The organism is Pseudonocardia phyllosphaerae (assembly GCF_046546475.1).
GTDB lineage: Bacteria > Actinomycetota > Actinomycetes > Mycobacteriales > Pseudonocardiaceae > Pseudonocardia > Pseudonocardia phyllosphaerae.
This window is the reverse complement of record NZ_JBKGXS010000002.1, coordinates 177,951-200,157: the sequence shown is the minus strand read 5'-3', so window position 1 is coordinate 200,157 and position 22,207 is coordinate 177,951. Positions and strand designations below refer to the sequence as shown.

Annotated in this window: 22 protein-coding genes and 1 riboswitch; of the genes, 12 read left to right on the top strand and 10 right to left on the bottom strand. The window is 76.4% G+C overall.

The window, feature by feature from the left end:
- Position 1: 1 nt before the first annotated feature.
- Positions 2–1,792 (bottom strand): GNAT family N-acetyltransferase, encoded by a 1,791-nt coding sequence (locus tag ACLE50_RS06280; protein WP_410942440.1) that lies wholly within the window; start codon positions 1,790–1,792, stop codon positions 2–4.
- A 38-nt stretch (positions 1,793–1,830) separates the two neighbouring features.
- On the opposite strand from ACLE50_RS06280, the gene ACLE50_RS06275 reads away from it, so the two are divergent.
- The 3 genes from ACLE50_RS06275 (at position 1,831) to ACLE50_RS06265 (ending at position 3,484) form a co-directional block, all read left to right on the top strand.
- The gene (locus ACLE50_RS06275) at positions 1,831–2,700 is read left to right on the top strand and encodes an alpha/beta fold hydrolase (RefSeq protein ID WP_410942439.1); all 870 of its coding nucleotides are present in this window, start codon (positions 1,831–1,833) and stop codon (positions 2,698–2,700) included.
- An 86-nt stretch (positions 2,701–2,786) separates the two neighbouring features.
- Entirely contained in the window at positions 2,787–3,185 is a 399-nt protein-coding gene (locus tag ACLE50_RS06270; RefSeq protein WP_410942438.1) for a DUF3099 domain-containing protein, read from the top strand.
- 47 nt (positions 3,186–3,232) lie between these two features.
- Positions 3,233–3,484 (top strand): DUF3039 domain-containing protein, encoded by a 252-nt coding sequence (locus ACLE50_RS06265; RefSeq protein ID WP_410942437.1) that lies wholly within the window; start codon positions 3,233–3,235, stop codon positions 3,482–3,484.
- 9 nt (positions 3,485–3,493) lie between these two features.
- Here the strand turns inward: ACLE50_RS06265 and ACLE50_RS06260 are convergent, their stop codons facing one another.
- Genes ACLE50_RS06260 through ACLE50_RS06250 form a run of 3 tightly spaced genes read right to left on the bottom strand, consistent with a single transcriptional unit; the run spans position 3,494 to position 6,493 of the window.
- Positions 3,494–4,075, bottom strand: coding sequence for a GNAT family N-acetyltransferase (locus ACLE50_RS06260; RefSeq protein WP_410942436.1), 582 nt, complete (start codon positions 4,073–4,075; stop codon positions 3,494–3,496).
- Entirely contained in the window at positions 4,072–4,929 is an 858-nt protein-coding gene (locus tag ACLE50_RS06255) for an alpha/beta fold hydrolase (protein ID WP_410942435.1), read from the bottom strand. Before ACLE50_RS06255 ends, ACLE50_RS06260 begins: the two co-directional genes overlap by 4 nt.
- Positions 4,930–4,975: 46 nt before the next feature.
- Positions 4,976–6,493 (bottom strand): hypothetical protein, encoded by a 1,518-nt coding sequence (locus ACLE50_RS06250; protein ID WP_410942434.1) that lies wholly within the window; start codon positions 6,491–6,493, stop codon positions 4,976–4,978.
- A 154-nt stretch (positions 6,494–6,647) separates the two neighbouring features.
- Between ACLE50_RS06250 and ACLE50_RS06245 the strand changes: the two genes are divergently transcribed.
- The gene (locus ACLE50_RS06245) at positions 6,648–7,271 is read left to right on the top strand and encodes a class I SAM-dependent methyltransferase (protein WP_410942433.1); all 624 of its coding nucleotides are present in this window, start codon (positions 6,648–6,650) and stop codon (positions 7,269–7,271) included.
- 158 nt (positions 7,272–7,429) lie between these two features.
- Positions 7,430–9,160, top strand: coding sequence for a DEAD/DEAH box helicase (locus tag ACLE50_RS06240; protein WP_410942432.1), 1,731 nt, complete (start codon positions 7,430–7,432; stop codon positions 9,158–9,160).
- 95 nt (positions 9,161–9,255) lie between these two features.
- On the opposite strand, the gene ACLE50_RS06235 is transcribed toward ACLE50_RS06240, so the two are convergent.
- Entirely contained in the window at positions 9,256–10,116 is an 861-nt protein-coding gene (locus ACLE50_RS06235) for an EamA family transporter (protein ID WP_410942849.1), read from the bottom strand.
- A gap of 391 nt (positions 10,117–10,507) precedes the next feature.
- On the opposite strand from ACLE50_RS06235, the gene ACLE50_RS06230 reads away from it, so the two are divergent.
- Positions 10,508–10,696, top strand: coding sequence for a DUF7455 domain-containing protein (locus ACLE50_RS06230; RefSeq protein WP_410942431.1), 189 nt, complete (start codon positions 10,508–10,510; stop codon positions 10,694–10,696).
- Positions 10,697–10,822: 126 nt separating this feature from the next.
- Here ACLE50_RS06230 and ACLE50_RS06225 read toward each other — a convergent pair whose 3' ends face one another.
- Positions 10,823–12,526, bottom strand: a complete 1,704-nt coding sequence (locus ACLE50_RS06225) for a choline dehydrogenase (protein WP_410942848.1) — start codon at positions 12,524–12,526, stop codon at positions 10,823–10,825.
- Positions 12,527–12,666: 140 nt separating this feature from the next.
- Here ACLE50_RS06225 and ACLE50_RS06220 point away from each other — a divergent pair, with 140 nt between their 5' ends.
- Positions 12,667–13,143, top strand: coding sequence for a hypothetical protein (locus tag ACLE50_RS06220; protein WP_410942430.1), 477 nt, complete (start codon positions 12,667–12,669; stop codon positions 13,141–13,143).
- 52 nt (positions 13,144–13,195) lie between these two features.
- Here the strand turns inward: ACLE50_RS06220 and ACLE50_RS06215 are convergent, their stop codons facing one another.
- A complete protein-coding gene (locus ACLE50_RS06215) occupies positions 13,196–14,173 on the bottom strand; it encodes a hypothetical protein (protein WP_410942429.1) in 978 nt (325 codons plus the stop codon).
- Between the two features lie 128 nt (positions 14,174–14,301).
- A riboswitch (TPP riboswitch) is annotated at positions 14,302–14,414 on the top strand.
- Between ACLE50_RS06215 and ACLE50_RS06210 the strand changes: the two genes are divergently transcribed.
- The 3 genes from ACLE50_RS06210 (at position 14,410) to ACLE50_RS06200 (ending at position 16,999) form a co-directional block, all read left to right on the top strand.
- Positions 14,410–15,444, top strand: a complete 1,035-nt coding sequence (locus tag ACLE50_RS06210; RefSeq protein WP_410942428.1) for an ABC transporter substrate-binding protein — start codon at positions 14,410–14,412, stop codon at positions 15,442–15,444. It overlaps the preceding riboswitch by 5 nt.
- On the top strand, positions 15,441–16,259 hold the full coding sequence (locus tag ACLE50_RS06205; protein WP_410942427.1) for an ABC transporter permease: 819 nt from the start codon (positions 15,441–15,443) through the stop codon (positions 16,257–16,259). Before ACLE50_RS06210 ends, ACLE50_RS06205 begins: the two co-directional genes overlap by 4 nt.
- On the top strand, positions 16,256–16,999 hold the full coding sequence (locus ACLE50_RS06200) for an ABC transporter ATP-binding protein (RefSeq protein WP_410942426.1): 744 nt from the start codon (positions 16,256–16,258) through the stop codon (positions 16,997–16,999). Before ACLE50_RS06205 ends, ACLE50_RS06200 begins: the two co-directional genes overlap by 4 nt.
- Positions 17,000–17,026: 27 nt before the next feature.
- On the opposite strand, the gene ACLE50_RS06195 is transcribed toward ACLE50_RS06200, so the two are convergent.
- Positions 17,027–17,728 (bottom strand): haloacid dehalogenase type II, encoded by a 702-nt coding sequence (locus ACLE50_RS06195; RefSeq protein WP_410942425.1) that lies wholly within the window; start codon positions 17,726–17,728, stop codon positions 17,027–17,029.
- A gap of 19 nt (positions 17,729–17,747) precedes the next feature.
- Here ACLE50_RS06195 and ACLE50_RS06190 point away from each other — a divergent pair, with 19 nt between their 5' ends.
- The gene (locus tag ACLE50_RS06190) at positions 17,748–18,590 is read left to right on the top strand and encodes a cobalt-precorrin-6A reductase (protein WP_410942424.1); all 843 of its coding nucleotides are present in this window, start codon (positions 17,748–17,750) and stop codon (positions 18,588–18,590) included.
- Between the two features lie 57 nt (positions 18,591–18,647).
- Here ACLE50_RS06190 and ACLE50_RS06185 read toward each other — a convergent pair whose 3' ends face one another.
- The gene (locus ACLE50_RS06185) at positions 18,648–19,526 is read right to left on the bottom strand and encodes an adenosylcobinamide-GDP ribazoletransferase (protein ID WP_410942423.1); all 879 of its coding nucleotides are present in this window, start codon (positions 19,524–19,526) and stop codon (positions 18,648–18,650) included.
- A complete protein-coding gene (locus tag ACLE50_RS06180; RefSeq protein WP_410942422.1) occupies positions 19,523–21,511 on the bottom strand; it encodes a bifunctional adenosylcobinamide kinase/adenosylcobinamide-phosphate guanylyltransferase in 1,989 nt (662 codons plus the stop codon). Before ACLE50_RS06180 ends, ACLE50_RS06185 begins: the two co-directional genes overlap by 4 nt.
- A 41-nt stretch (positions 21,512–21,552) precedes the next feature.
- Here ACLE50_RS06180 and ACLE50_RS06175 point away from each other — a divergent pair, with 41 nt between their 5' ends.
- Positions 21,553–22,173, top strand: a complete 621-nt coding sequence (locus ACLE50_RS06175; protein WP_410942421.1) for a VOC family protein — start codon at positions 21,553–21,555, stop codon at positions 22,171–22,173.
- Positions 22,174–22,207 lie beyond the last annotated feature (34 nt).

Sequence of the window (22,207 nt, the reverse complement as noted above, 5' to 3'; positions counted from 1 at the left end):
CTCACAGCTCCCGTTCGAACCCGGCGTGGGTGCGCTCGTAGCCGATGTGCTCCAGGAAGCCGAGCGCCTCGACCCGGTTCGTGCCGGTCACGACCTGGGACAGCACCGCGCCGCGGGTGCGGCCGTGGTCGTGCGCCCACTCCAGCAGTGCGGCGCCGAGCCCGCGGTCGCGCCAGCCCGGCGCCACCCGCAGCCCCTCGACGAGCAGCCGGGTGGAGCCGCGGCGCGCCAGCCCGGGCAGGATCGTGAGCTGCACGGTCGCGACGACCCGCTGGTCGGGGGCGCGGACGACGGCGAGGAACCGGCCCGGGTCGCGGTCGAGGGCGTCGAACGCGGCGTCGTAGAGCGCCGGGTCGGCGGGGTCGGTGAGGGTGGTCGTGCCGGCGCTCTCCCGGGTGGCGCCGTCCGGGTCCGCGGCCAGCAGCGCCACCACCGCGGGCACGTCCGGGCGGGCGGCCCGCACGATCTGCAGCCGGTGCCTGCCCAGCACGAGGTCGACGCCTGCGAGGTGACCGAGCTCGCTGATCCCGGCGACGAGCCGGTCCAGCCAGGCGCCGACGTTGACCCGCGCCTCGGCGGTGTCGGGATAGCGGCAGCGCAGGTGCAGCCCCGCCTCGTCGAGGATGAACCACAGCATGACGCCGTCGGCCCGGCCTGCGGCGCTGACGTACTGGGCCTCCAGGCGGCCGTGGTCGATGCGGACCGGCAGCCGGCGCAGGTCCAGCCAGGAGATCGCGAACATGCCCGGTGCCTCGGGCATGCCGCCCCACCGCTGCAGCACGTCGTCGAGCGGCCAGGAACCGAGCTGCACCGCCTCGCGCACCGCGGCCGCGCACGCCGCCGGGTCCGGGTCGGGGGAGTCGAGCACCGAGTTGGTGATGAACCAGCCGACTGAGCCGTGCCACATCGGGTCGTAGCGGCTGTGCACCGGGAACACCGCACGCAGCGGCGAGCGGCCCAGCTCGCGGGTCACCCGGGTCATTACCGAGGTGACCAGCGCCAGCGTCGACACCTTCGCCTCGCGGGCCTGCCGCTCGAACGAGGCGCAGCCGTCGACGCCGAGCACGTCCCGGACCTCGACGCGCTCCGGCGGCGGCGGGTCGAGCTCACCGAGCGGCAGCGCGAACCGGGGCATGACGTCGCCGCTGTCGGCGATGATCTCCGCCCAGCGGTCGCGCACCGCGTCGGGAGCGGGCTCGCGGGCGGCCAGGGCCGCGGTGTGCTCGGCGAACGGCAGCACCGTGCCCGGCTCCAGGGCCTCGCCGAGGCCCTGCATCAGGTCGCGCAGGATCACCAGCAGCGACCACATGTCGACGTGGGCGTGGTCGGCGGCCACGACCAGCGTCGGCCGTTCCGCCGTCTCGATCACGCACAGCCGGTGCGACGGCGCCGAGTACGGGGTGCAGCGCTCGTCGAGAACACGGCGGACGGCGTCGTCGACGGCCTGGCCGGGGGCGATGGTGTGCTCGACCCAGCGCCCGGGGCGGATCTCGGTCTCCCGCAGCCGCGGCCCCGTGTCGCCGGGGGAGAAGGCGTCGCCGGGGGTGAACACCGTGCGCAGCGTGCCGTGCCGCCGGATCACCGCCAGCCACGCCTCGGCCAGCTCGTCGAGATCGACCTCGGGCAGCCGGCAGGTGATCGCCATCCAGGACCCTGGCCGGTCGCCGCGCCCGACGTGGCGGCGCTGGTCGAACGACAGCGGAACGTCGGCACCGCTGCGGCCGAGCGTGACGTCGTAGCCGAGCAGCCGCCCGAAGGGGAGCCGCAGGTGCGTCACGTTCGTCAACCGCATGTGCCTAACCTATGCGTCGAGGATCGGAGGCGAATCCGTTGGGCACGTACGAGATCGCCGGTGCGGCACTGGATTTCGACGTCACCGGGGATACCGGGCCGGCCGTCGTGGGGCTGCACGGGCTCACCTCCAGCCGGCGGCGGGAGAGCCTGATGGGGCTCGACGTCGCCGCCCGGGTCGACGGCATCCGGCTGCTGCGCTACGACGCACGCGGGCACGGCCGCTCCGGCGGCACCCGCGACCCGGCCGACTACCGCTGGCCCGCGCTGGCGCACGACCTGCTCGGCCTGCTCGATGAGGTGCTGCCCGGCCGCCGGGTGCACGGCATCGGCCCGTCGATGGGCACCGGCACCCTGCTGCACGCCGCGCTCGCCGACCCGGGCCGCTTCGCGAGCCTCACGCTGATGCTGCCGCCCGCCGCGTGGGAGACCCGCGCCGCCCGGGCGGGGGAGTACGAGCGGGCCGCGGCCGCCGTGGAGGCCGACGGGATCGGCGCGTTCACCGCAGGCGCCGACGACTCGCTGCTGCCCCCGGCGGCCCGCGGCCGCCCGCACACCGAGCCCGACGTCGACCCCGGCCTGCTCCCGACGATCCTGCGCGGCGCCGCCCGGACCGACCTGCCCTTCCCCGACGACCTGGAGCGGATCGGCGTCCCGGTGCAGATCCTGGCCTGGACCTGCGACCCCGGGCATCCCGAGTCCACCGCCGCCACGCTGCGCGAACGGTTGCCCGCGGCCGGCCTGTCGATCGCCGCGACCCCCGACGACGTCGTGTGGTGGAGCAGGCTCTACGCGGCCCGGCTGCGCCGCTGGGAGTCCCTGGACCCGACGGCGGACCCGGCGCCCGAGGGTGTGCGTGAACGGCCCCGTGACACCGGCCGTCGGTGGGGCCGGCTGCGGGGCGCCTGACCGGTCGTCCCGCCCGTTTCGCCCCGCACCGTGGTCGCTGCGCGGGTTCGCCGTACCAGTGCCACCATGGTGGCGGAGGTGGTCACGTGGCCGACCAGCAGCGCGGGGAACCTGTGCTCATCACCGACGCACAGATGTCCTACGAGGAGGAGCTGGCGGTCCGCAAGCGGCGCTACAAATGGATGATGGGCATGCGCATCCCGTGCATGATCCTGGCCGCGGCGTTCTACCAGTTCCCGTGGATCGCCGTGACGCTGCTCATCGTCTCCGTCCCGCTGCCGTGGATCGCCGTGCTCGTGGCGAACGACCGGCTGCCGCGCACCGCGCGGACCCCGAAGCGCTACGTCCCGCAGCGCACGGAACTCGAGTCCCGCCCGCACCCGGTGATCGACACCGCCGACGCGCCCACCGCGGAGAGCGAGCCGTCGGGGCAGGGGGCGCGGCCCGCGGACGAGGTCCCGCACCCGCGCAGCGCGGGCGGCTGACCGGACACAGGCTGACCGGACACACATGCGTCGGGCATCATGGGGGCATGTCCACGACGACTCTTCCCGAGGTCGACACCCGGCCGGAGGGCACCGAGACCACCGGCGACGACACGCCGAAGATGTTCCACTACGTCCAGAAGTCCAAGATCGCCGAGAGCGCGGTCCTGGGCAACGTCGTGGTGGCGCTCTGCGGTGAGACGTTCCCGGTCACCAAGTCACCCAAGCCCGGCTCGCCCGTGTGCCCGGAGTGCAAGGAGATCTTCGAGTCGCTGCCCGCCGGCGGGGGCGACGACTGAGCTGCCCGCTCAGCCGCGGCTGAGCACCAGGCGCCGTACCGGCGACGACGGATCGCCGGGCACCGACGGCAGCTGCGTCTCCACGACCAGCCCCGCCGCGCGGTAGAGCTCCAGCGCCGCGGTGTTGTCGGGCGCGACCTCGAGCCACAGCCGGCCGGCGTGCAGCCAGGCCGGCACCTCCGTCGTGCCCGTGTCCAGGCACGGCGCGCCCGGATCGGCGCCGGTGAGGGTGAGCGCGGTGTCCAGCAGCGCCCGGCCGAGGCCGCTGCCGCGCCGCGCCGGTGCGACGACGAGCCGGTGCAGCTCCACGCCCGGCTCCGGGCCGCGCGGTGCGGCCAGCACGAGGTAGCCGTCGACCTCCCGGCCCGTCCCCGCGGCCACCACGTGCAGCCGGTCGGGGTCCGCGGCCGCCGCGCGGTGCCAGTCCGGACCGGTGTCGCCCAGGATCCCGGCCGGGACCGAGGCGTCGAGCGCGACCAGTGCGGCGATCTCGGTCGCGTCGTCCGGGCGGCAGCGCCGCAGCCCGACGCGGGGGCGGGCGGGCCGCCCCGGACCGGACCCGCTCGGCCGCACCGGACCGGACCCGCTCACCCGTCCCGGCCGGCCAGGAAGCGGTCGATCTCCTCGGCGAACGGCTTCGGGTCGATCAACATGTCCAGGTGCCCGCCCGGGTAGCGGTGGACCCGCGAGCGCGGGATGCCGCGCTGCAGCAGGGTCGCGTTGCCGCGCGGGACGATCGGATCGTCGTCGCCGGCGATGATCAGCGTGTCCGCGGTGATCGACGGCAGCAGCGGCAGGCTCGTCCAGCCGGTCAGCGCCATCAGCTGGTAGTAGTAGCCGCGCAGCGGGCCGCGCCGCTCACCCGCACCCAGCGCCTCCGCCGCCCGCTCCGGATGGCTGCGCAACGTGCCGCCGTAGAGCCGGGAGGCGACGGCGTCGACGTAGGACGGGTCCTGGTGGCGCTTCGGCGAGGTCATCACGGCCAGCACCCGCGGCGAGGCCGGGATCATCAGCCCGCCGGTCGCGGTCGCGGCCAGCACCAGCTTGCGGACCCGGCGGCGCCGGGTCAGGGCCAGCTGCTGGGCGAGCATGCCGCCCCAGGAGAAGCCCAGGACGTCGGCCTCGCGCACCCCGAGCCTGGTCAGCATCTGGCCGACGCGGTGCGCCATCCACGTCAGGTGGTACGGGAACGCCGGCAGCGGGGAGCCGCCGATGCCCGGCGGGTCGAACCGGATGATGTCGAGCTCCGGCGGCAGCGCCTCGACCAGCGGGTCCAGGACGTCGGTGGCGGCACCGATGCCGTTGCACAGCAGCAGCGGGGTGCGGCGCGGCCCGGGCCCCGACGGGGGCCTGCGGACGACGCGCAGGGAGCTGCGGCCGACCGTCACGTCGAGCTCGACGCAGCCGGGGAGGGAACCGGACGGGTCCGGTGCGGCAGTGGACATCACGCGCAGCGTAGAGCCGTCCGGCCCGCCGTGCGCATGCTGCGGCTCACCCGGTGGGGAGGTCCACCGGCCGGTCCGCGCCCTCGGGGCGGCCGTCCGAGCTGCGGCCTGCGTGGTCGTCGGGGTGCGGGTCGCCGGGGTGCAGGTCGACGTAGGTCCCCGGGGCCGGGAACAGCGCGGGCAGCTTGCGGCCACCCAGCTCGGGTGGCGCGTCGCGCAGCGGGCCGCAGTGTTCCCGCAGCCACGCCGTCAGGTCGTCCCACCCGGGACCGTCCGGGACCGGGTCGCCGGCCCACCAGGCGTCCTGCCCGGCCGCGGCGGGGACGACCAGGCCGGCCCGGGGCAGCTCCGAGGGGGCCACGGGGGAGCCGAGCACGACCACCGGCTCGGTGTCCGGGGCGGTCCCGGTGTTCGGGGCGGCGGACGTCCCCGCCGCGTCCCCGGTGCCGGACAGGGACGCCAGACCGGCGCTCAGCCCGGGGGAGACCGGCAGTACGTCGCGTGCCCACTCGCGCAGCGCCCGCCCGGTGCGGGTCCCGCCGTCCGCCCCCGGGGCGGCCGCAGCCTCCGGAGCGACGGTGTCCCCCGAGGCGGTGTGGTCGGCGGTGCGGTCCGCGATGCCGTCGGCGGTGTCGTCGTCCGCGGTGGCGCCCAGCCATGCGGCAGCGGCGACCCGGTCGGCGAGCCCGACGGTGGCCAGGTGGGCCCGCACCGCGGCGGTCAGCAGCCCACCTTCCCGCACCCCGACCAGCGACGCCCGCGGGCTGCGGGTGATCCGCGTGCAGGCGTTGAGCGCGCTCAGGACGGCCGCGACCCGCGCGTCGAGGGTGTCGCCGGGGCCGCCGTCGCCGGGACGCCAGGACAGCACGAAGACCTGGAGGCCTGCATCGCGCAGGTGCTCGACCAGCGACGCGCGCGGAGCGAGGTCGGCGAGCCAGTACCGGTGTGCCGGCGGTGGGACGACGAGCAGCGGGGTGTCGTGCACCAGCTCGCTCGCCGGGAGGTACTGCAGCAGCTCGAACATCGGGGTGCGCAGCACGACCGCACCCGGGGTGGCGGCGACGTCGCGGCCACGGACCAGCTCCCGCTCCGCCCTGACCGGTCCGGCACCGACCGGCTCCGGCTCCGGGGCGGGGGCGGGCACAGCGGCCGTCGGCCCCGCCGGGTCCACCACGAACGCGCTCAGCCCGGACAGCGCGGCGTGCAGCGTGGCGGCGTCGTCGGGGCCGAGCCCGGTGATCCCGCCGCCCGCGTCGTCGACCAGCCCGTCGACGGCGTCGACGGTCGCCAGCCAGGCCTGCAGCGCCCGGCGCCGGACCGGGTCGGTGAGCAGGCACGTCGCGTCGTCGCGGCCGGTCGGGCGAGGAGACAGCCCCAGCCCGGCCCGGCCGAGGTCGGCGACCCACCCGCCGCCGCGCCGCAGCAGCGCCACCGGCCGGGTCGCCAGCGCCGCGGCGAACCGCAGCCCGGCCCCGGGTAGCGACGAGAGCGGCGGGGCACCCGGCTCCGCCTGCGTTGTCGGCTGTGCCCGGGCGACCTCTGGACCCGCTCCGCTCGCGTTCATCGCCGTCCATCTTCCCGTTCGCGACGCCGTCACACACGACGGCCCCGTCCCGTTCACCCTGTCGTCGGGATCCGGACAGGCGGGCACGGGACGGTGGCCCGCGATCATGCCGCGCCGGGCCCCGGTGCGGCCGCGCCGTCCCCCGAGGAGATCGATGTCCGCCGCGCCCGCCGGCCCCCGCCGCCCCGTCCCGGCCGGATCCGGGATCTTCCTGCGCGAGTTCCTTCGCGACCCGGTCGCCACCGCGTCGTGCGTGCCGAGCTCGCGGGCACTGGCGACGGCGGCCCTCACCGCGCTCCCGCTCGAGGGCGACCCGCTGGTCGTCGAGCTGGGCCCGGGCACCGGGGCGTTCACCGACGTGCTCGCCGAGCGCCTCGGCGGCCGCGGGCGGCACCTCGCCGTCGAGCTGAACCCGCGGCTGGCCCGGCTGCTGGAGCGCCGCCACCCCGGCCTCGACGTCGCCGTCGCCCCGGCCGCGGACCTGCCCGCGCTGCTCGCCGAGCGCGGCCTCGGCCCGGTCGACGTCGTCGTGTCCGGCCTGCCCTGGGCGGCGCACCCGCCGACCTCGCCCAGCCTGGTCGACGTCGTCGCCGGGACCCTGACCGACGACGGCGCCTTCGCCCAGTTCGGCTACGTGTGGACCCGCCGTGCCGCCCCGGCCCGCCGGCTGCGCCGCCACCTGGATGCCGCCTTCCACGACGTCGTGACCTCCCCGCCGGTGCTCGCGAACGTCCCGCCGGCGTTCGTGTACACGGCGCGCCGACCGCGCCGGGGCTGACCTGGGACGACCCGGCCGGAGGACGAGCCGTGCCCGGGAGCCCGGGGACGCCCGGCTACCCTGATCGACGCCTCGCAGCCCGGTCGGTGCCGACCCCGGACGCGTGCGGGGCTCGCAGGTTCCCAGCCCGGGAACGACCCACGGACCAGGGGAGACGTGTGTCGCAGACCCAGCTCGTGTCGCCGGAGACCCGCCCGCTCCGCGCGTGGCAGCGCAGTGCGCTGGCCCGCTACCTGGCCACCGGCCCGCGTGACTTCCTCGCGGTCGCGACGCCCGGCGCGGGCAAGACGACGTTCGCGCTGCGGGTGGCCGCGGAGCTGCTCAACGACCGTGTCGTGGACACGGTGACCGTCGTCACCCCGACCGAGCACCTGAAGTACCAGTGGGCCGAGGCGGCCGCGGCCGCCGGGATCTCGCTGGACCCGGAGTTCCGCAACTCCACCGGTGGCACCTCCCGGGACTACCAGGGCATCGCGATCACCTACGCCGGTGTCGCCGCGCACCCGATGCTGCACCGCAACCGCAGCGAGAACCGCCGCATGCTGGTGATCCTCGACGAGATCCACCACGCCGGCGACGCGAAGAGCTGGGGCGAGGCCGTCTACGAGGCCTTCGAGCCCGCCACCCGCCGGCTGGCGCTGACCGGTACCCCGTTCCGGTCCGACGACAACCCGATCCCGTTCGTCGAGTACGTCCCCGACGCCGAGGGCGCACCCCGCTCCCGCGCCGACCACCAGTACGGCTACGCCGAGGCCCTCGCCGACAACGTCGTCCGGCCGGTGGTCTTCCTGGCCTACTCCGGCACCTCCAACTGGCGCACCAGCGCCGGTGAGGAGATCAGTGCCCGGCTCGGCGAGCCGCTCACCCGCGAGCAGACCGCGATGGCCTGGCGGACCGCGCTGGACCCCTCCGGCGACTGGATCCCGTTCGTGCTCGCCGCGGCCGACAAACGCCTGCAGAGCCACCGCGACGGCGGCATGCCCGACGCAGGCGGGCTGGTCATCGCCTCCGACCAGACCACCGCCCGCGCCTACGCAGCGGTCCTCCGGCAGATCACCGGCACCCAACCGGCCGTCGTCCTCTCCGACGAGGCGGGTGCGTCCGACCGGATCGCCGAGTTCGCCCGCTCGCAGGAACGCTGGATGGTCGCGGTGCGGATGGTGTCCGAGGGCGTCGACGTCCCGCGCCTGGCCGTCGGCGTCTACGCCACCTCGGCGTCGACACCGCTGTTCTTCGCCCAGGCCATCGGCCGCTTCGTGCGGTCGCGGCGCCCGGGGGAGACCGCGTCGGTGTTCGTGCCCAGCGTCCCGGTGCTGCTCGGGCTGGCCAGCGAGCTCGAGGCCCAGCGCGACCACGTCCTCGGCAAGCCGCAGCGGCCCGAGGAGGTCTGGAACGACGCCGAGCTCAACGAGGTGAACCGGACCAAGGACGAGCCCGGCGAGCAGGAGCAGGCGTTCACCTCGCTCGGCGCCGACGCCGAGCTCGACCAGCTGATCTACGAGGGCGCCACCTACTCCGCCGACGAGCAGGACTACCTGGGGCTGCCCGGGCTGCTCGAGCCCGACCAGGTGCGCACGCTGCTGTCCAAGCGGCAGGCCGACTGGATCGAGAAGGGCTCCCCGCGCACCGGCGCCCAGGCCAGGGCGACGCCGGCGACCGAGCCGACGCCCCCGCCGCCGTCGGAGCGGGGCACCGGCAACGTCCGGGAGCGGCTGCAGACGCTGCGCAAGGAGCTCAACACGCTCGTCGCGCTGCACAACCACAAGACCCGCAAGCCGCACGGCGCGATCCACAACGACCTGCGCAAGACCTGCGGCGGCCCGCCGGTCGCGATGGCCAGCATCGAGCAGCTGGAGGAGCGGATCGCGACCCTGCGTTCCTGGCGCTGAGGCCGTACCTCCCGGCCCCGCAACACCTCCCGGCCCCGCAACCCGGGCCGAGCGTCGGGGCCCGGCGAGGCCGGGCCACTGCGGCCCGGTCCGGCTCAGCCGGGCCGGTCGGCCGCGGCGGGTGCGGCGGGCTCGGGGACGGGCTCGTCGCCGTCGCGGGAACGCAGCAGCACCGCCCCGATGACCAGCACGATCCCGGCGGCCTCCGCGAGCCCCGGCAGCTGGGCCAGCACCACGAGCCCGACGAGCGTGGCCGCGGCCGGGAGCAGCGCCAGCAGCACCGCGAACCGGGCCTGCCCGACGCGGCGCAGCACGACCTGGTCGAGCACGTAGGGGATCACCGAGGACAGCACACCCAGCCCGACGGACAGGGCGAGCAGCACCGGATCGGCGAGCGGTGCCAGGTTCGCGAAGCCGACCGCCGGGGCCTGCGGGCCCGCCCCGAGGAGCAGCAGCGGGGACAGCAGCACGGCGGCCACGGCGAAGCCCGTCGCGAGGTCGTCGATCCCGCTCCCGGCGTTCGCGACACGCTTGCCGAGCAGCACGTACGCCGCCCACATCGCCGCCGCGCCCAGCGCCCACAGCACCCCGGCCGGGCTCCCGGACCAGCGGACGTCGGCGATCATCGCGACGCCGAGTGCGGCGAGGAGCACCGCGCCCCAGTCCCGCGGCCGCCGCGACGCGACCGCGGCGACGAGCACCGGCCCGGTGAACTCGATCGCGACCGCCGTCCCGAGCGGCAGCCGGGCGATCGCCTCGTAGTAGGCGACGTTCATCAGCGCCGTCGCCAGCCCGAAACAGCCCGCCCGCACCAGCCGCACCCCGGACCACGCCCGCCGCCCCGGGCGCCGCCACGCGAGCAGCACGATCGCCGCCCCGACCAGCCGGAGCTCGGCCACCGCCGACGGCGCGAGCCGGTCGAACAGCCCGACGGCCAGCGCCGCACCGAGATACATCGAGGTGCCGCCGAGCAGGAACAGCAGGGGCGCCGGGACGCGGTCTCCGAGGGGGCGTGCGCTCACCCCTCGACGGTAGATCGTCCGTGTCGCGGGCGGTGGCGCGGGACACACCGAGTTAACCGTGGTGCGCTTGCGGGGTGGCCGCGCGGACCCGCATGATTCACACGCAGTGAACTTCATACGTCGTCGGTCACCGCGGGTACATCGTGGCGACACCGGAACGGACGGGTCTTGATCCGGACGTGACGGACGTCGCGACTCGCCCCGGGAACACGTGCAGGGGCTCCGAGCGTCTGCTTAAGTGTGGGCGATCCGCCAGGTGCGGTCGTCACAGTGAACCGGCGGTGGGACGCCCGAGTTCCCACCGTCGCGATGGAGGGAGACCGCTATGCAGCCCGAAACGCTGACCCGGCCCGAACTGACCCTCGCCGACCGCTGTGACCGTTGCGGTGCGGCGGCCAAGGTGCGCGCGATCCTTCCCTCCGGTGGGGAGCTCCTCTTCTGCAACCACCACGGCCGTGCTCACGCCGACAAGCTGCGCGAGGCCGGCGTGGAGGTCGAGCAGGGCGCCGAGTAGCGCCCGCCGACCGAACCGGACGACCGTCCGGCCGCGTCGAGCAGGACTTCAGACGAACCCGCAGGGGCGGGGATCCGAGAACCGGATCCCCGCCCCTGCGGCCGTCTGTGGGGTTGTGTACCCGGCTCAGACCGCCGGGTGCTCGACGCCTGCCGCGGACTCGCGCGGCACCGGCGCCTCCGCGGCCGGGGGCGCCTGCGGCGGCGCCGCGTCCGGCTCCGGCGGGGTGGCGCCCAGGATGATGTCCGACGCCTTCTCCGCCACCATGACGACCGGGGCGTAGGTGTTGCAGTTCGGCACGTCCGGGAAGACCGACGCGTCGACCACGCGCAGCCCCTCGACGCCGTGCACGCGCATGGTCGCCGGGTCCACGACCGAGCCGGGGTCGGTGCCCATCCGCGCCGTGCTCGTCGGGTGCAGGCCGTTCTGGGCGCGGTGCGCGATCCAGTCCAGCACCTCGTCGGGGGACTTCACGTCCGGGCCCGGCAGGGTCTCCCCGCCGTCGTAGGGCTCGAACGCGCGCTGGGCCAGGATGTTCCGCCCGATCTCGACGGCCTCCACCCAGCGCTGCCGGTCACCGGCGTCGGCGAGGTAGTTCATCCGCACCTGCGGACGCACCGCCACGCTGGGGGAGATGATCCGGACGCTGCCGCGCGCGTCGGAACGCATCACGCTGACGTGCATCTCGTAGCCGTGCCCGCGGGGCTGCACGTCGGGTGCGAAGCGCATCGCGACCGGCGCGAACAGGATCATGACGTCCGGGACGCCGTCGGCCAGCGAGGTCGAGGCGAACCCGCCGATCTCGAAGTGGTTGCTGGCCCCGGTGCCCGAGCCGCGCAGCGCCCACTGCGCCGCGATGCCGGGCAGCCGGTACGGCCGCCGCTGCGGCGCCAGGGACACCGGCTGGGTGCAGGCGTGCTGCAGGTGCACCGCCAGGTGGTCCTGCAGGTCCTCGCCGACGCCGGGCAGCGCCGCCTTCACGTCGATGCCGAGCGGGGACAGCAGCGCCGGGTCGCCGAGGCCGGAGACCTGCATCAGCTGCGGGGTGCCGATCGCGCCCGCGGCCAGCACGGTCTCGCCGGCGGACACCTCCGCGACCCGCCCCTCGGCGGTCCGGTAGCGGACACCGACGACCCGGCTGCCGGAGAACCGCAGCCGCCGCACCTCGACCTCGGTGCGGACGTGCAGGTTGGGCCGGTCGCGGACCGGGCGCAGCCAGGCGTCGGCGGCGGAGTAGCGGCGTCCGCGGAAGATCGTGCGCTCGGTGCGGGAGAAACCCTCCTGGCGCGGCCCGTTGGTGCTGTCGACCAGGGCGTGCCCGGCCTCGGCCGCGGCGACGAGGAAGGCGTCGTTGAGCGGGCCGACCGCGGCGGCGCGCTCCAGGATCTGCGGGCCCGCGCCCCCGTCGGCGAGCGGGACGCGGTGCTGGGAGAACCGGCGCTCCAGGCGCCGGTAGTAGGGCATGCAGTGCGCGGCGTCCCAGGTGTCGTCGCCGGTGAGCTCGGCCCAGCGGTCGAAGTCGCCGGGGTTGCCGCGCTGGTAGACCATCCCGTTGATCGTGGAGCTGCCGCCGAGCACCCGGCCCCGGGGGACGGCGATGCGGCGGCCCTCCAGCCCGGCCTCGGGCTCGGTGATGTAGCACCAGTCGTAGCGCGGGTTGCCCCAGGCGCGGGAGAGCGCCGCGGGCATCCGGATGGTGGGGTCCCAGCGGTGGTCGGGCCGGCCGGCCTCGAGCACGAGCACCCGGCAGTGCGGGTCCTCACTGAGCCGGTTGGCCAGAACCGCGCCCGCCGACCCACCACCGACGATGACGACGTCGTAACTCGCCATGTCTCGACTCGCCACGTCTCGCCTCCTGTTTCGACCAGGGTGTCCGAATTACCCCGATTGGCCCAGCAACCCCCGTTGCGGCCCATCAGGCTACGCCGCGGCGTGCCGTCACCGTCGTGGGGACCCGTAGGCTCGGACGCGTGAGATCGACCGGGGGGAACGGCGGCGACGCGCAGGGCGCGGACGCCGCGCTGGCCGACCTCGACGCGCAGCTGGCGGCCTCGATCGCCGATCTGGAGCTGGCCCGGCACCGGGTCCGGCAGCTCCAGCAGTGGCGGGACGAGGGGTTGCCGTGGCGGGCCATCGTGCCACGCGAGGAACGGCCGCTGATCGTCGAGTGCGTCACCCGCGCGCTGGACGGCCTCGGTGCGATCGGTGGGCGGTTCCGGCGCGAGGAGGCCGTCGCCCTGCACGCCGAAGGTGAGTCGATCACCGGCATCGGCAGGCTGTTCGGCGTGAGCCGGCAACGGGTGTCCGCCTACCTGCAGGAACACGACCGGATCGAGGCCGGCGCCGAGCGGGCGGACGGCGACGAGCCGCCGAATCCCGCGCCGGGCCGGGCGCTCGACCGGGCCCGCCGGGCACTCGGTACGTCCGGTCGCCGGCCGGCCGAGTAGCCGGGCGGCCGACCGGGTCCGGGCGGCCGCCCGGGTCCGGGCGGCGCCCGGGTCAGTCCTCGCGGCGGTGCCGTGCCCGGCGCGGTGCCGGGACGAGCGGGGTCCCCGGTCCGGTGCCGGTGCCCGGTTCCGGCGGGGCGTCCCGCGCGGCCGGGATCCTCACCGTGCTCTCGGGGTCGTCCTCCGGACGTACGGTGCTCTCGGGGTCGTCCTCCGGACGGGCGGCCGGAACCCGTGCGGCGTGGCCGTTCGTCGCCGCGGGTGTGGAGCTCTCGGCCGACCGGGCGGCTGTGTCTGACCCGTTCGCAGCAGTACCGGAGTTCGTTGTGGCGTGTCCCACACTCGATTCGGCGGCGGCCAGTGCCCGGAGGTCGGCGAGCCGTGCCGCGAGCGTCGCGACCACCGGCCACAGCGGCGTCGTCAGCGGTGCGGCGACACCCGCGCCGTCGGGAAGCGCGGCCGCCGACGCGGGCGGGGCCAGCGGCCCGTCCGGCAGGCCGCCGTCGAACAGCTGCAGCACCCCGACCGGTCCGTGCCCGGCGTCGCCGGAGGCCACTCCGGCCGGTGGCACCGGGACCGACAGCGACCGGGTCAGCCCGCAGTCGGCGGCCGCGGCGGCCAGCTCCGGCGGGCCGGACCGGGTCAGGTCGGGGGTGACGAGCGTGCGGTCACCACGCTCCGCGGCCGGTCCGGGACCCGATCCCGCGCGCCGCTGCAGCTCCCCGAGCCGGGTGGCGACGGCGCCGGAGCCGAACACCTGCCGGGAGCCGGGGTCACGCGGGTCGGCGGGCTCGCGCAGCAGCAGCGCCGCCCCCTCGACGCCCGCGGCCTCGGCCACGGACTCGCACAGGTGCGACAGCATCGCGGCCACGTCGGCGTGCACGACGGAGGTCGCGCCGAGCTGCAGCGCCACCCGGGTCAGCGCGGCGCCCGGGCCGGGCGGCGGCACGGCGGCCGGGGGCGCGGGGGCGGCGGCCCGGACGGGCTCGCGCGGTGGGGGTGCCGTCCGGTCCCGTCCGCGGCGTGCCATGCAGGTCCCTCCCAGGTCGGTGCGCCGACCGGGTGAGCCCGGGGCGTCGCCGTAGCGGTCACGATCCTAGCGAGTTCCGGGCCGTCACCGGGGCGGTCGCCGCACCCACCCGTACGGCGTAAAGTGCCGTGACGTACCGCGGGAGCCCACGCACCGGGGCTGAGAGGGCGGCAGGACCGGCCGCCGACCGTTCGAACCTGATCCGGTTGATGCCGGCGTAGGGAGGCCGTTCTCCGGTGCTCGCACGTCCCCGTACCCGTCTCGTGGTCCCCGCGCTGGTCGCGGCGCTCGCGCTCGTCCTCGCCGGGTGTTCCGGTGCCGCGCAGGAGGGGCCCGCGCCGCAGGGGCCCCCGGTCCGCATCGCGCTGGACTGGACGCCGAACGTCAACCACCTGGGGATCTTCGTCGCCCAGCAGGCCGGCTACTTCCGCGACGCCGGGCTCGACGTGCAGGTGCTGCCCTACAACCAGAGCTCGCCGGACACGCTGGTCAGCAGCGGCGCCGCCGAGTTCGGCGTCAGCTTCCAGGGCTCGTTCACCTACTCCAAGGCCGCCGGCGCGGACATCACCTCGGTGATGTCGGTGCTGCAGCACTGGGCCACCGAGATCGCGGTCAAGGCCGACCGGCCCGACATCACGCGTCCCCGCGACCTCGACGGGAAGACCTACGCCGGGTTCGGCGAGCCCGGCGAGGTGCAGAAGATGCAGGCCGTGATCAAGGCCGACGGCGGCCGGGGCGACTTCCGCACCGAGATCCTCGACACCGCCGCCTACGAGGCCCTCTACGGCGGGCAGGCCGACTTCACCGAGCCCTTCGTCGCCGTCGAGGGGGTGGAAGCCCAGGCGCGCAACGAGCCGCTGCGAACCTTCCGCTACACCGACTACGGCTTCCCGGACTCCTACAACGTCGTGCTCGTCGGCAACTCGCCGTGGCTGAAGCAGAACCCCGAGCAGGCCCGGAAGTTCGTGCAGGCCGTGCAGCGCGGCTACGAGCTCGCCGCGAACGACCCGGCCGCGGCGTCGAAGATGCTGCAGGACGCCAACCCGGGCGCGTTCACCGACCCCGCGCTCGTCGACCGTGGCGCGGAGCTGATGGCGAAGCAGTACCTGCGCGACGAGCAGGGCCGTGTCGGGCACCAGACCCTGCAGCGCTGGGCCGGGTACTCCGGGTTCCTCTACGACACCGGCACCGTCGCGGGCCCGGACGGCAAGCCGGTCCGGCAGAAGCCGGACTTCTCCACCTGGTTCACCGACGACCTGGTGGCGAAGTGAGCGTCGCCGCCCCGCCGCGCGCCCGGCGGGCCGCGGCCCCCGCGCCGTCCTCGCGCGGCGACACCCTGCGCCGGCTGCTCCCGGCCGTCTGCGTGGTCGCCGGGCTGCTCGTGGTGTGGCAGGCCGCCGTCGTCGTGACCGGGGTGCGGCCGCAGGTGCTGCCCTCCCCGTTGCGGGTGGCCGAACAGGGCTGGGCGTTCCGCGGGATCCTGTGGGACAACACGCTGCCCACCCTGACCACGACGGTCGTCGGGTTCGCGGTGTCGCTCGCCCTGGCCTGGGCGATCGCGGTCGCCGTCGACTTCTCGCCGTGGCTGCGCCGAGCGCTGACCCCGCTGCTGGTGGCCTCCCAGACGTTGCCGGTGATCGCGATCGCGCCGCTGCTGATCATCTGGTTCGGGTTCGGGCTGCTGCCGAAGGTGCTGGTCATCGCGCTGGTGACGTTCTTCCCGGTCGCCGTCGGGCTGATCGAGGGCTTCGCCGCGACCGACCGCTCGGCGACCGCGCTGCTGCGCTCGATGGGGGCGACGCGTCTGCAGCAGTTCCGCTACGTCCGGCTGCCCGGTGCGCTGCCGAGCTTCTTCACCGCGCTGCGGATCGCGATCACCTACGCGGTCACCGGCGCGATCGTCGCCGAGTACGTGGGCGCCAGCTCCGGGCTGGGAATCTTCATGCAGCTGCAGCGCAACCAGTTCCGCACCGACCTGGTGCTCGCCGCGGTCGCGGTGACCGCGGTGCTGTCGATCGCGCTGTTCGCGCTGACCTACCTGGTGCAGCGGCTGGTGGCGCCCTGGTACCGGGGTGATGCCCGGTGACGCCGAAGGTGGCGGTGGACGGGCTCTCGGTGCGCTACGGCGACCTGCCCGTCCTCGACGACGTGTCGCTGTCGGTCGCGGCGGGGGAGTTCGTGTCCCTGGTCGGCCCGTCCGGCTGCGGGAAGTCGACACTGTTCGGTGCGCTCGCCGGCCTGCTCGACGGCGCGACGACCACCGGCAGCGTGACCGTCGACGGCGCCCCGGTGCACGACGCGCCGTTCGGCTACATGCCCCAGGGCGACCTGCTGTTCCCGTGGCGCACGGTGCTCGACAACACCACCCTCGGGCTCGAGGTCGCCGGCGTCGGCCGCGCCGAGGCCCGCGAGCGGGCCCGCGGGCTGTTCGCGCCGTTCGGGCTGGCCGGGTTCGAGACGTCGCGACCTGCGGAGCTCTCCGGCGGGATGCGGCAGCGGGCCGCGCTGCTGCGCACCGTCGTCGGCGGGCGGGAGGTGCTGCTGCTCGACGAGCCCTTCGGCGCCCTCGACGCGCTGACCCGCACCGGCATGCAGGAGTGGCTGGCGACGATGGCCGAGCGCTTCGGCTGGACGGTCCTGCTGATCACCCACGACGTCCGGGAGGCCGCGTTCCTCTCCGACCGGGTCGTGGTGCTCTCCGCGCGCCCGGCCACCGTGTCCACCGAGGTCACCGTCGGCCTGCCGCGGCCGCGGTCGCGCGCGCAGCTCACCGACCCGCGCACCGTCGCCGTCGAGGCGGAGCTGCTGGAGACGCTCCGGGCGTGACCCGCCGGCCGTGGCTCCGGGTGCCCGTCAGTCCAGGTGCGCGGCCAGCTCCGGCAGCGCCGCGACGGTGAACGTCGGCGGGGTCAGGTAGCCCGGCCACGTCGCGCGGTCGCGGTCGAGCCACGCGGTGGCCATGCCGACGCGGGCGGCGCCGTGCAGGTCCCACGGGTGCACCGCCACCATGACGGCCTCCTCCGGTGCGACGCCGAGCCCGGTGAGCGCGTGGGTGTAGGCGTGCGGGGCGGGCTTCCAGACCCCCGCGTTTCCGCCGTCTCCGCTGTCTTGGCTGTCTCCGCTGTCTACGCCGTCGTCCACCGACAGCACGGCGTCGAACATCGCGCGCAGGCCGTGGTCGCCGAGCAGCCGCTCGGCGACGGCGGCGGCGCCGTTGGACAGCGTCACCAGCCGCAGCCCGGCGGCCCGCAGCGCGGCGATCCCGGGGTGCACGTCCGGGTGCACCGGCAGCCCGAGGAACGCCTCGATCACCCGGTCCGCCCGGCCGGGGTCGGCGCCGTTGCGGCGCAGCAGCTCCGCGGCGGTGCTCCGGCCGATCTCCGCGAACGGGCGGGCCTCGCCGCCCGCGGCCAGCCCCATGCCCTCGCGCAGCGTCGTCGTGAACCACAGCGGTGCGGACCCGTCCGGTGCGCCGAGCTCGCGGAACACCTCGTGCAGCGGGCCCAGGTCGGACAGCGTCTCGTTGACGTCGAACACCACGGTCGTGATCGCCATGGCGCCTACCCTGCTGCACATGGACGACGCGCGCGCGGTGCTGGTCCTCGGCGGCACCACCGAGGGACGGGCCGCGGCGGCGGCGCTGACCGGGCGGGCGCGGGTGGTGTCGTCGCTGGCCGGGGCGGTGCGCAGCCCGTCACTGCCCGACGGCGAGGTGCGCATCGGCGGGTTCGGCGGCGCCGACGGCCTGGCCGCCTACCTGCGCGACGAACGGATCGGCGCGGTGCTCGACGCCACGCACCCGTTCGCGTCGGCGATGACGGCCAACGCCGCGGCCGCCTGCGCCGCCACCGGTACCCCGCTGGTGGTGCTGCGCCGCCCCGGCTGGACCGCGGGCCCCGGCGACCGCTGGCACCGCGTCGCGACCGTCGCCGACGCCGCGGCCGCGCTGCCCGCGCTGCTGCCGGGGGGCGCGGGCCCGGGCCGCGGGGGCCGGCCGGACGCGGGGGCGCCGGGTGCCACCGGGAGCGGGCCGGGCGCCGGACGGGAGCCGGCGGGGCGGGTGCTGCTCACCACCGGCCGCGGCGGGCTGGCCGCGTTCGCGGGCGTCGACGCCGCGTTCTGGATCCGCGCCGTCGACCCGCCGGACCCGCCGCTGCCGGTGCGGCACACCCTGCTGCTCGACCGCGGCCCGTTCGGCCTCGACGCCGAGCGGGCCCTGTTCGACGAGGTCGCCCCGCACGTGCTCGTCACCAAGGACTCCGGAGGAGCGGCGACCGCGCCGAAGCTCACCGCCGCCCGCGAGCGCGGGGTCCCGGTGCTGATGGTGGACCGGCCCGCCGTGCCGTACGGGGTGCCGGTGGTGCCCGACGTCGACGCCGCCGTCGCCGCGCTGTGGCCCGGTGAGCCCTGCTCATGATCGACGGTTCAGGAGTGTTCGCGCCGCTGAGCGTGCGATCCGCTCCGCAACCGGTGATCACCCGGTGAGCGCGGCGGCCAGCACGACCAGCACCGTGGTCGTCCCCAGTTCGGTGGCGGCGCCCAGGACGTCGCCGCTCATCCCGCCGAACCGCCGACGGGTGTGCGCCGCCAGAGCCACGACGACCAGCGCCGCCGGCAGCACCGCTCCGGCGACGGCGACGGCGAGCCCGGCCCCGTCGAGCGTTCCCGGCAGCGCGGCACCGGCGCCGGGCAGGTAGCCCGCGTAGCCGCGCGGGACGGCCGCCCGTACCGCCGCGACCAGGGCGAACGCTCCGGCGACGGTGAGCCCGGCCCACCACAGCGGCGCCACCCAGGACGGCTGCGACCCGGCGACCGTCGCGCCCAGCCCACCTGGCCGGGCGGCGGGGGTCCCGCGGCGGGCGACCCAGCAGAACCCGGCCCGCCCGGTGGCCGCGGCGAGCGCGCAGACGGTGACCACCGCCCACCCCGGGGCCGCGGCGAGCTGGGCCAGCGCAGCGGCGCGCCCGCCGAGCACCACCAGGATCGTGACGACCGCGAACGGGCCGGCACCGCCGTCGGCCATGATCCGCAGGGCACGGTCGGGCGGGCCGTAGCTGCCGAGGCCGTCGGCGGTGTCGGCGAGCCCGTCGACGTGCATGCCGCGGGTCGCGAGCGCCCCCGCCCCGACGACGACCAGCCCCGCGACCGGCGGCGACACCCCGAGCGCGGTGAGGCCCAGCAACAGCACGGCTCCGGCGGCCCCGAGCACCGCGCCGACGACCGGCGCCCAGCGCAGCGCGGCGGCGGCCACCCCGTCGGGCAGCGCACCGTCCTCGGTGGTGCGCACCCGGGCCGGGACGACGGTCAGCCAGCTCACCGCCAGGGCGAGCCCGGACAGCGGGCGTGCGCTCACCGGCCCGCGGCGGCGGTCGTCCGGTCCCCGGCGGGGACGATCCCGGTCTCCCCGGCGGTCGCGGTGTCGGCGAGCACCCGGGCGGCGGTGACCAGCAGCGGCAGCACGGCGACCGCGGCGGTGCCGTCCTCGGCGCGGACGGCGAGGTCGAGCACCGGGGTCAGCGACAGCTGCTCCAGCGCGATCCCGGCGGCGGGCTCGGTGGACGGCTGCGCGGCCAGCCACCAGTCCCGGGCGCCGGGGGCGAGCTCCTCGGCGAGCAGCGCGGCCGCGCCGACGGCGAGCCCGTCGAGCACGCAGGGGACCTTGCGCTCGGCGGCGCGGGCGAGGAGCCCGGCCAGCACCGTCAGGTCCGTCCCGCCTGCGGAGGCGAGCAGCGCGAGCGGGTCGCGGGTGTGCGGGCGGGCGCGGCGCAGCGCGTCACGGACGGCGACGGTCTTGCGCATCCAGGCGCGGTCGTCGATCCCGGACCCCCGGCCGACGACGGCGACCGGCTCGGTCCCGGTCACGGCCGCGACCAGCGTCGACGCCGGGGTGCTCACCCCGACGGCCAGGGTGGCGGGCAGCAGCAGGTCGGCGCCGTCGTCGATCTCGGAGTCGGCGAGCGCGCGCCCGGTGTCCCAGGCGCGGCGGGCCTGCACGGCGGTGAGGGCGCCGCCCTCGTGGTCGATCCGGCCGGACCCGCGGGCGACGACGTGCTCGTCGCCGAGCCCGTGCCCGGCGGTGGCCAGGCCGACGTCGACGACCCGCACCCCGGCCCCGGACGCCGCGGCGGCGACGGTCACCGGCAGCCGCTCGGCGGCCGCGGCGACCGCACGGGCGGCGGAGACCTCCGGGCCGTACGCCGAGACACCCGCCTCGGCGACGCCGTGGTCGGCGGCGAGCAGCACGACCCGGGCCCGTCCCGGCGGCCGCGGCGGGCAGTGCCCCTGGCAGGACGCCAGCCAGATGCCCAGCTCGCCGAGCCGGCCCAGGCCCCCGGCGGGGGTGGCGAGCGCAGCGACGCGGGCGGTCGCCTCCCGCCGGGCCGTGCGGTCCGGGCGTTCGACGGTGGCCGGGACGACGGGATCGGGCACCGCCGGATCGGGCACCGCCGGATCGGGCACGGCCGGCGGGGACGTGGCGGGGTCGGCCCCGTCCGGTGCCGCGTCGCCTGCCGGGACGTCCGGGGCCACCGGCCCGGCCGGGTCGACCGCCCCGGGCACCTGCGCGGGCGTGCCCGCGACGTCGCCCGCCGGGGTGCCCGGCTCGGCCGGATCGTCCGCGGCGGCCCCGGAGACGGCGGCCCCGGAGACGGCGCCGCCGGGAACGTGGTCGCCGGACACCGGCGCTCCGGACGCAGCGGCTCCGGACACGGCGGCCCCGGCGCCTGCGGACACGGCTTCGCCGGAGACGGCCGCTCCGGAACCTGGGCCCTCGGACGCCGCCACCCGCACGGCCCCACCCAGCGACAGCGCGCGCCCCGCGACCAGCAGCACGCTGTCGTCGCACACGTCGGCCAGCGCCGCGTTCAGCTCCCCGAGCCGGTCCCGGAACAGCCGCCCGGCACGCGACTCGGGCACCACCCCGAGGCCGACCTCCGCCGACACCAGCACCAGCGGACCCGGCGCGTCGCGGACCGCGGTGACCAGCGCGGACACCGTCTCGTCCACCTCGGCGGGCACGGCCGGGGCATCCCAGGCGCCTGCGTCGTCGAGGACACCGGTCAGCCAGGTCGCCAGGTCGTCGACCAGCACCGGGCCCGGGACGGCCAGCGCCGCGGCGAGACCGGGGCCCGTGGTGATCTCCTCGGTGCTCCATCCGGCCGGACGACGCGCGGCGTGTGCCGCGATCCGGGCGTCCCATTCGGCGTCACCGGGGATCCGCCGTCCGGTGGCCAGGTAGCGGACGGGTGCGCCGTCGTCGAACAGCTCCTCGGCGTAGCGGGACTTGCCGGAGCGGGTGCCGCCGAGGACGAGCGTCCGGAGGGGGAGCCGATTCGTCACGCGCACATCGTGACGTACCCGCCCGGAGTAGCGTCGGGAAGGTGCTCGATCACCTGGTGCTGGCCACGCCCGACCTCGCCCGCACCGTCGACGACCTCGCCGCACGCGGGGTGTTCACCGTCGACGGTGGCCCGCACGTCGGCGTCGGCACCCGCAACCGGCTGGCCGGGATCGGGCCGGGCCGCTATCTGGAGGTCGTCGGGCCGGACCCGGAGCAGCCCGAGCCGGCGGCCCCGCGCCCGTTCGGCATCGACACGCTGACCGCGTCCGCACTGGTCACCTGGGCGGTACGCGTCGACGACCTCGACGCCGCGCTGGAGGCCGCCCGCTGCGCCGGGCACGACCCGGGAGAGCCCCGGGAGATGTCGCGGCGGCGCCCCGACGGCGAGCTGCTGAGCTGGCGACTGGCGTTCCCGCCGGACTCCGGCGGCGGTGTGCTGCCGTTCCTGATCGAGTGGGGCAGCACCCGCCACCCGTCCGACGACCTGCCGGTACCGGCGAGCCTGGACGTCCTGCGCCTGACCCACCCGGCCCCGGCGCGGGTCACCGCGCTGCTGGACGCACTCGGTGAGCCGCGCGACCTCGTCGAGGTCGTGGTGGGGGAGCGGCCCGGCCTGGCCGCCGCGCTGGACAAGCCGCACGGTGCCCTGCTCCTGGACTGAGCCCCGCTGCCGGATCGCGGACCGGCCGGGTTCC

Coding starts and splice junctions, on each gene's coding strand:
- ACLE50_RS06280 (WP_410942440.1), bottom strand. CDS start 1,792: ATGCGGTTGACGAACGTGACGCACCTGCGGCTCCCCTTCGGGCGGCTG.
- ACLE50_RS06265 (WP_410942437.1), top strand. CDS start 3,233: ATGTCCACGACGACTCTTCCCGAGGTCGACACCCGGCCGGAGGGCACC.
- ACLE50_RS06255 (WP_410942435.1), bottom strand. CDS start 4,929: ATGTCCACTGCCGCACCGGACCCGTCCGGTTCCCTCCCCGGCTGCGTC.
- ACLE50_RS06250 (WP_410942434.1), bottom strand. CDS start 6,493: ATGAACGCGAGCGGAGCGGGTCCAGAGGTCGCCCGGGCACAGCCGACA.
- ACLE50_RS06245 (WP_410942433.1), top strand. CDS start 6,648: ATGTCCGCCGCGCCCGCCGGCCCCCGCCGCCCCGTCCCGGCCGGATCC.
- ACLE50_RS06235 (WP_410942849.1), bottom strand. CDS start 10,116: ATGTATCTCGGTGCGGCGCTGGCCGTCGGGCTGTTCGACCGGCTCGCG.
- ACLE50_RS06230 (WP_410942431.1), top strand. CDS start 10,508: ATGCAGCCCGAAACGCTGACCCGGCCCGAACTGACCCTCGCCGACCGC.
- ACLE50_RS06225 (WP_410942848.1), bottom strand. CDS start 12,526: ATGGCGAGTTACGACGTCGTCATCGTCGGTGGTGGGTCGGCGGGCGCG.
- ACLE50_RS06215 (WP_410942429.1), bottom strand. CDS start 14,173: ATGGCACGCCGCGGACGGGACCGGACGGCACCCCCACCGCGCGAGCCC.
- ACLE50_RS06195 (WP_410942425.1), bottom strand. CDS start 17,728: ATGGCGATCACGACCGTGGTGTTCGACGTCAACGAGACGCTGTCCGAC.
- ACLE50_RS06190 (WP_410942424.1), top strand. CDS start 17,748: ATGGACGACGCGCGCGCGGTGCTGGTCCTCGGCGGCACCACCGAGGGA.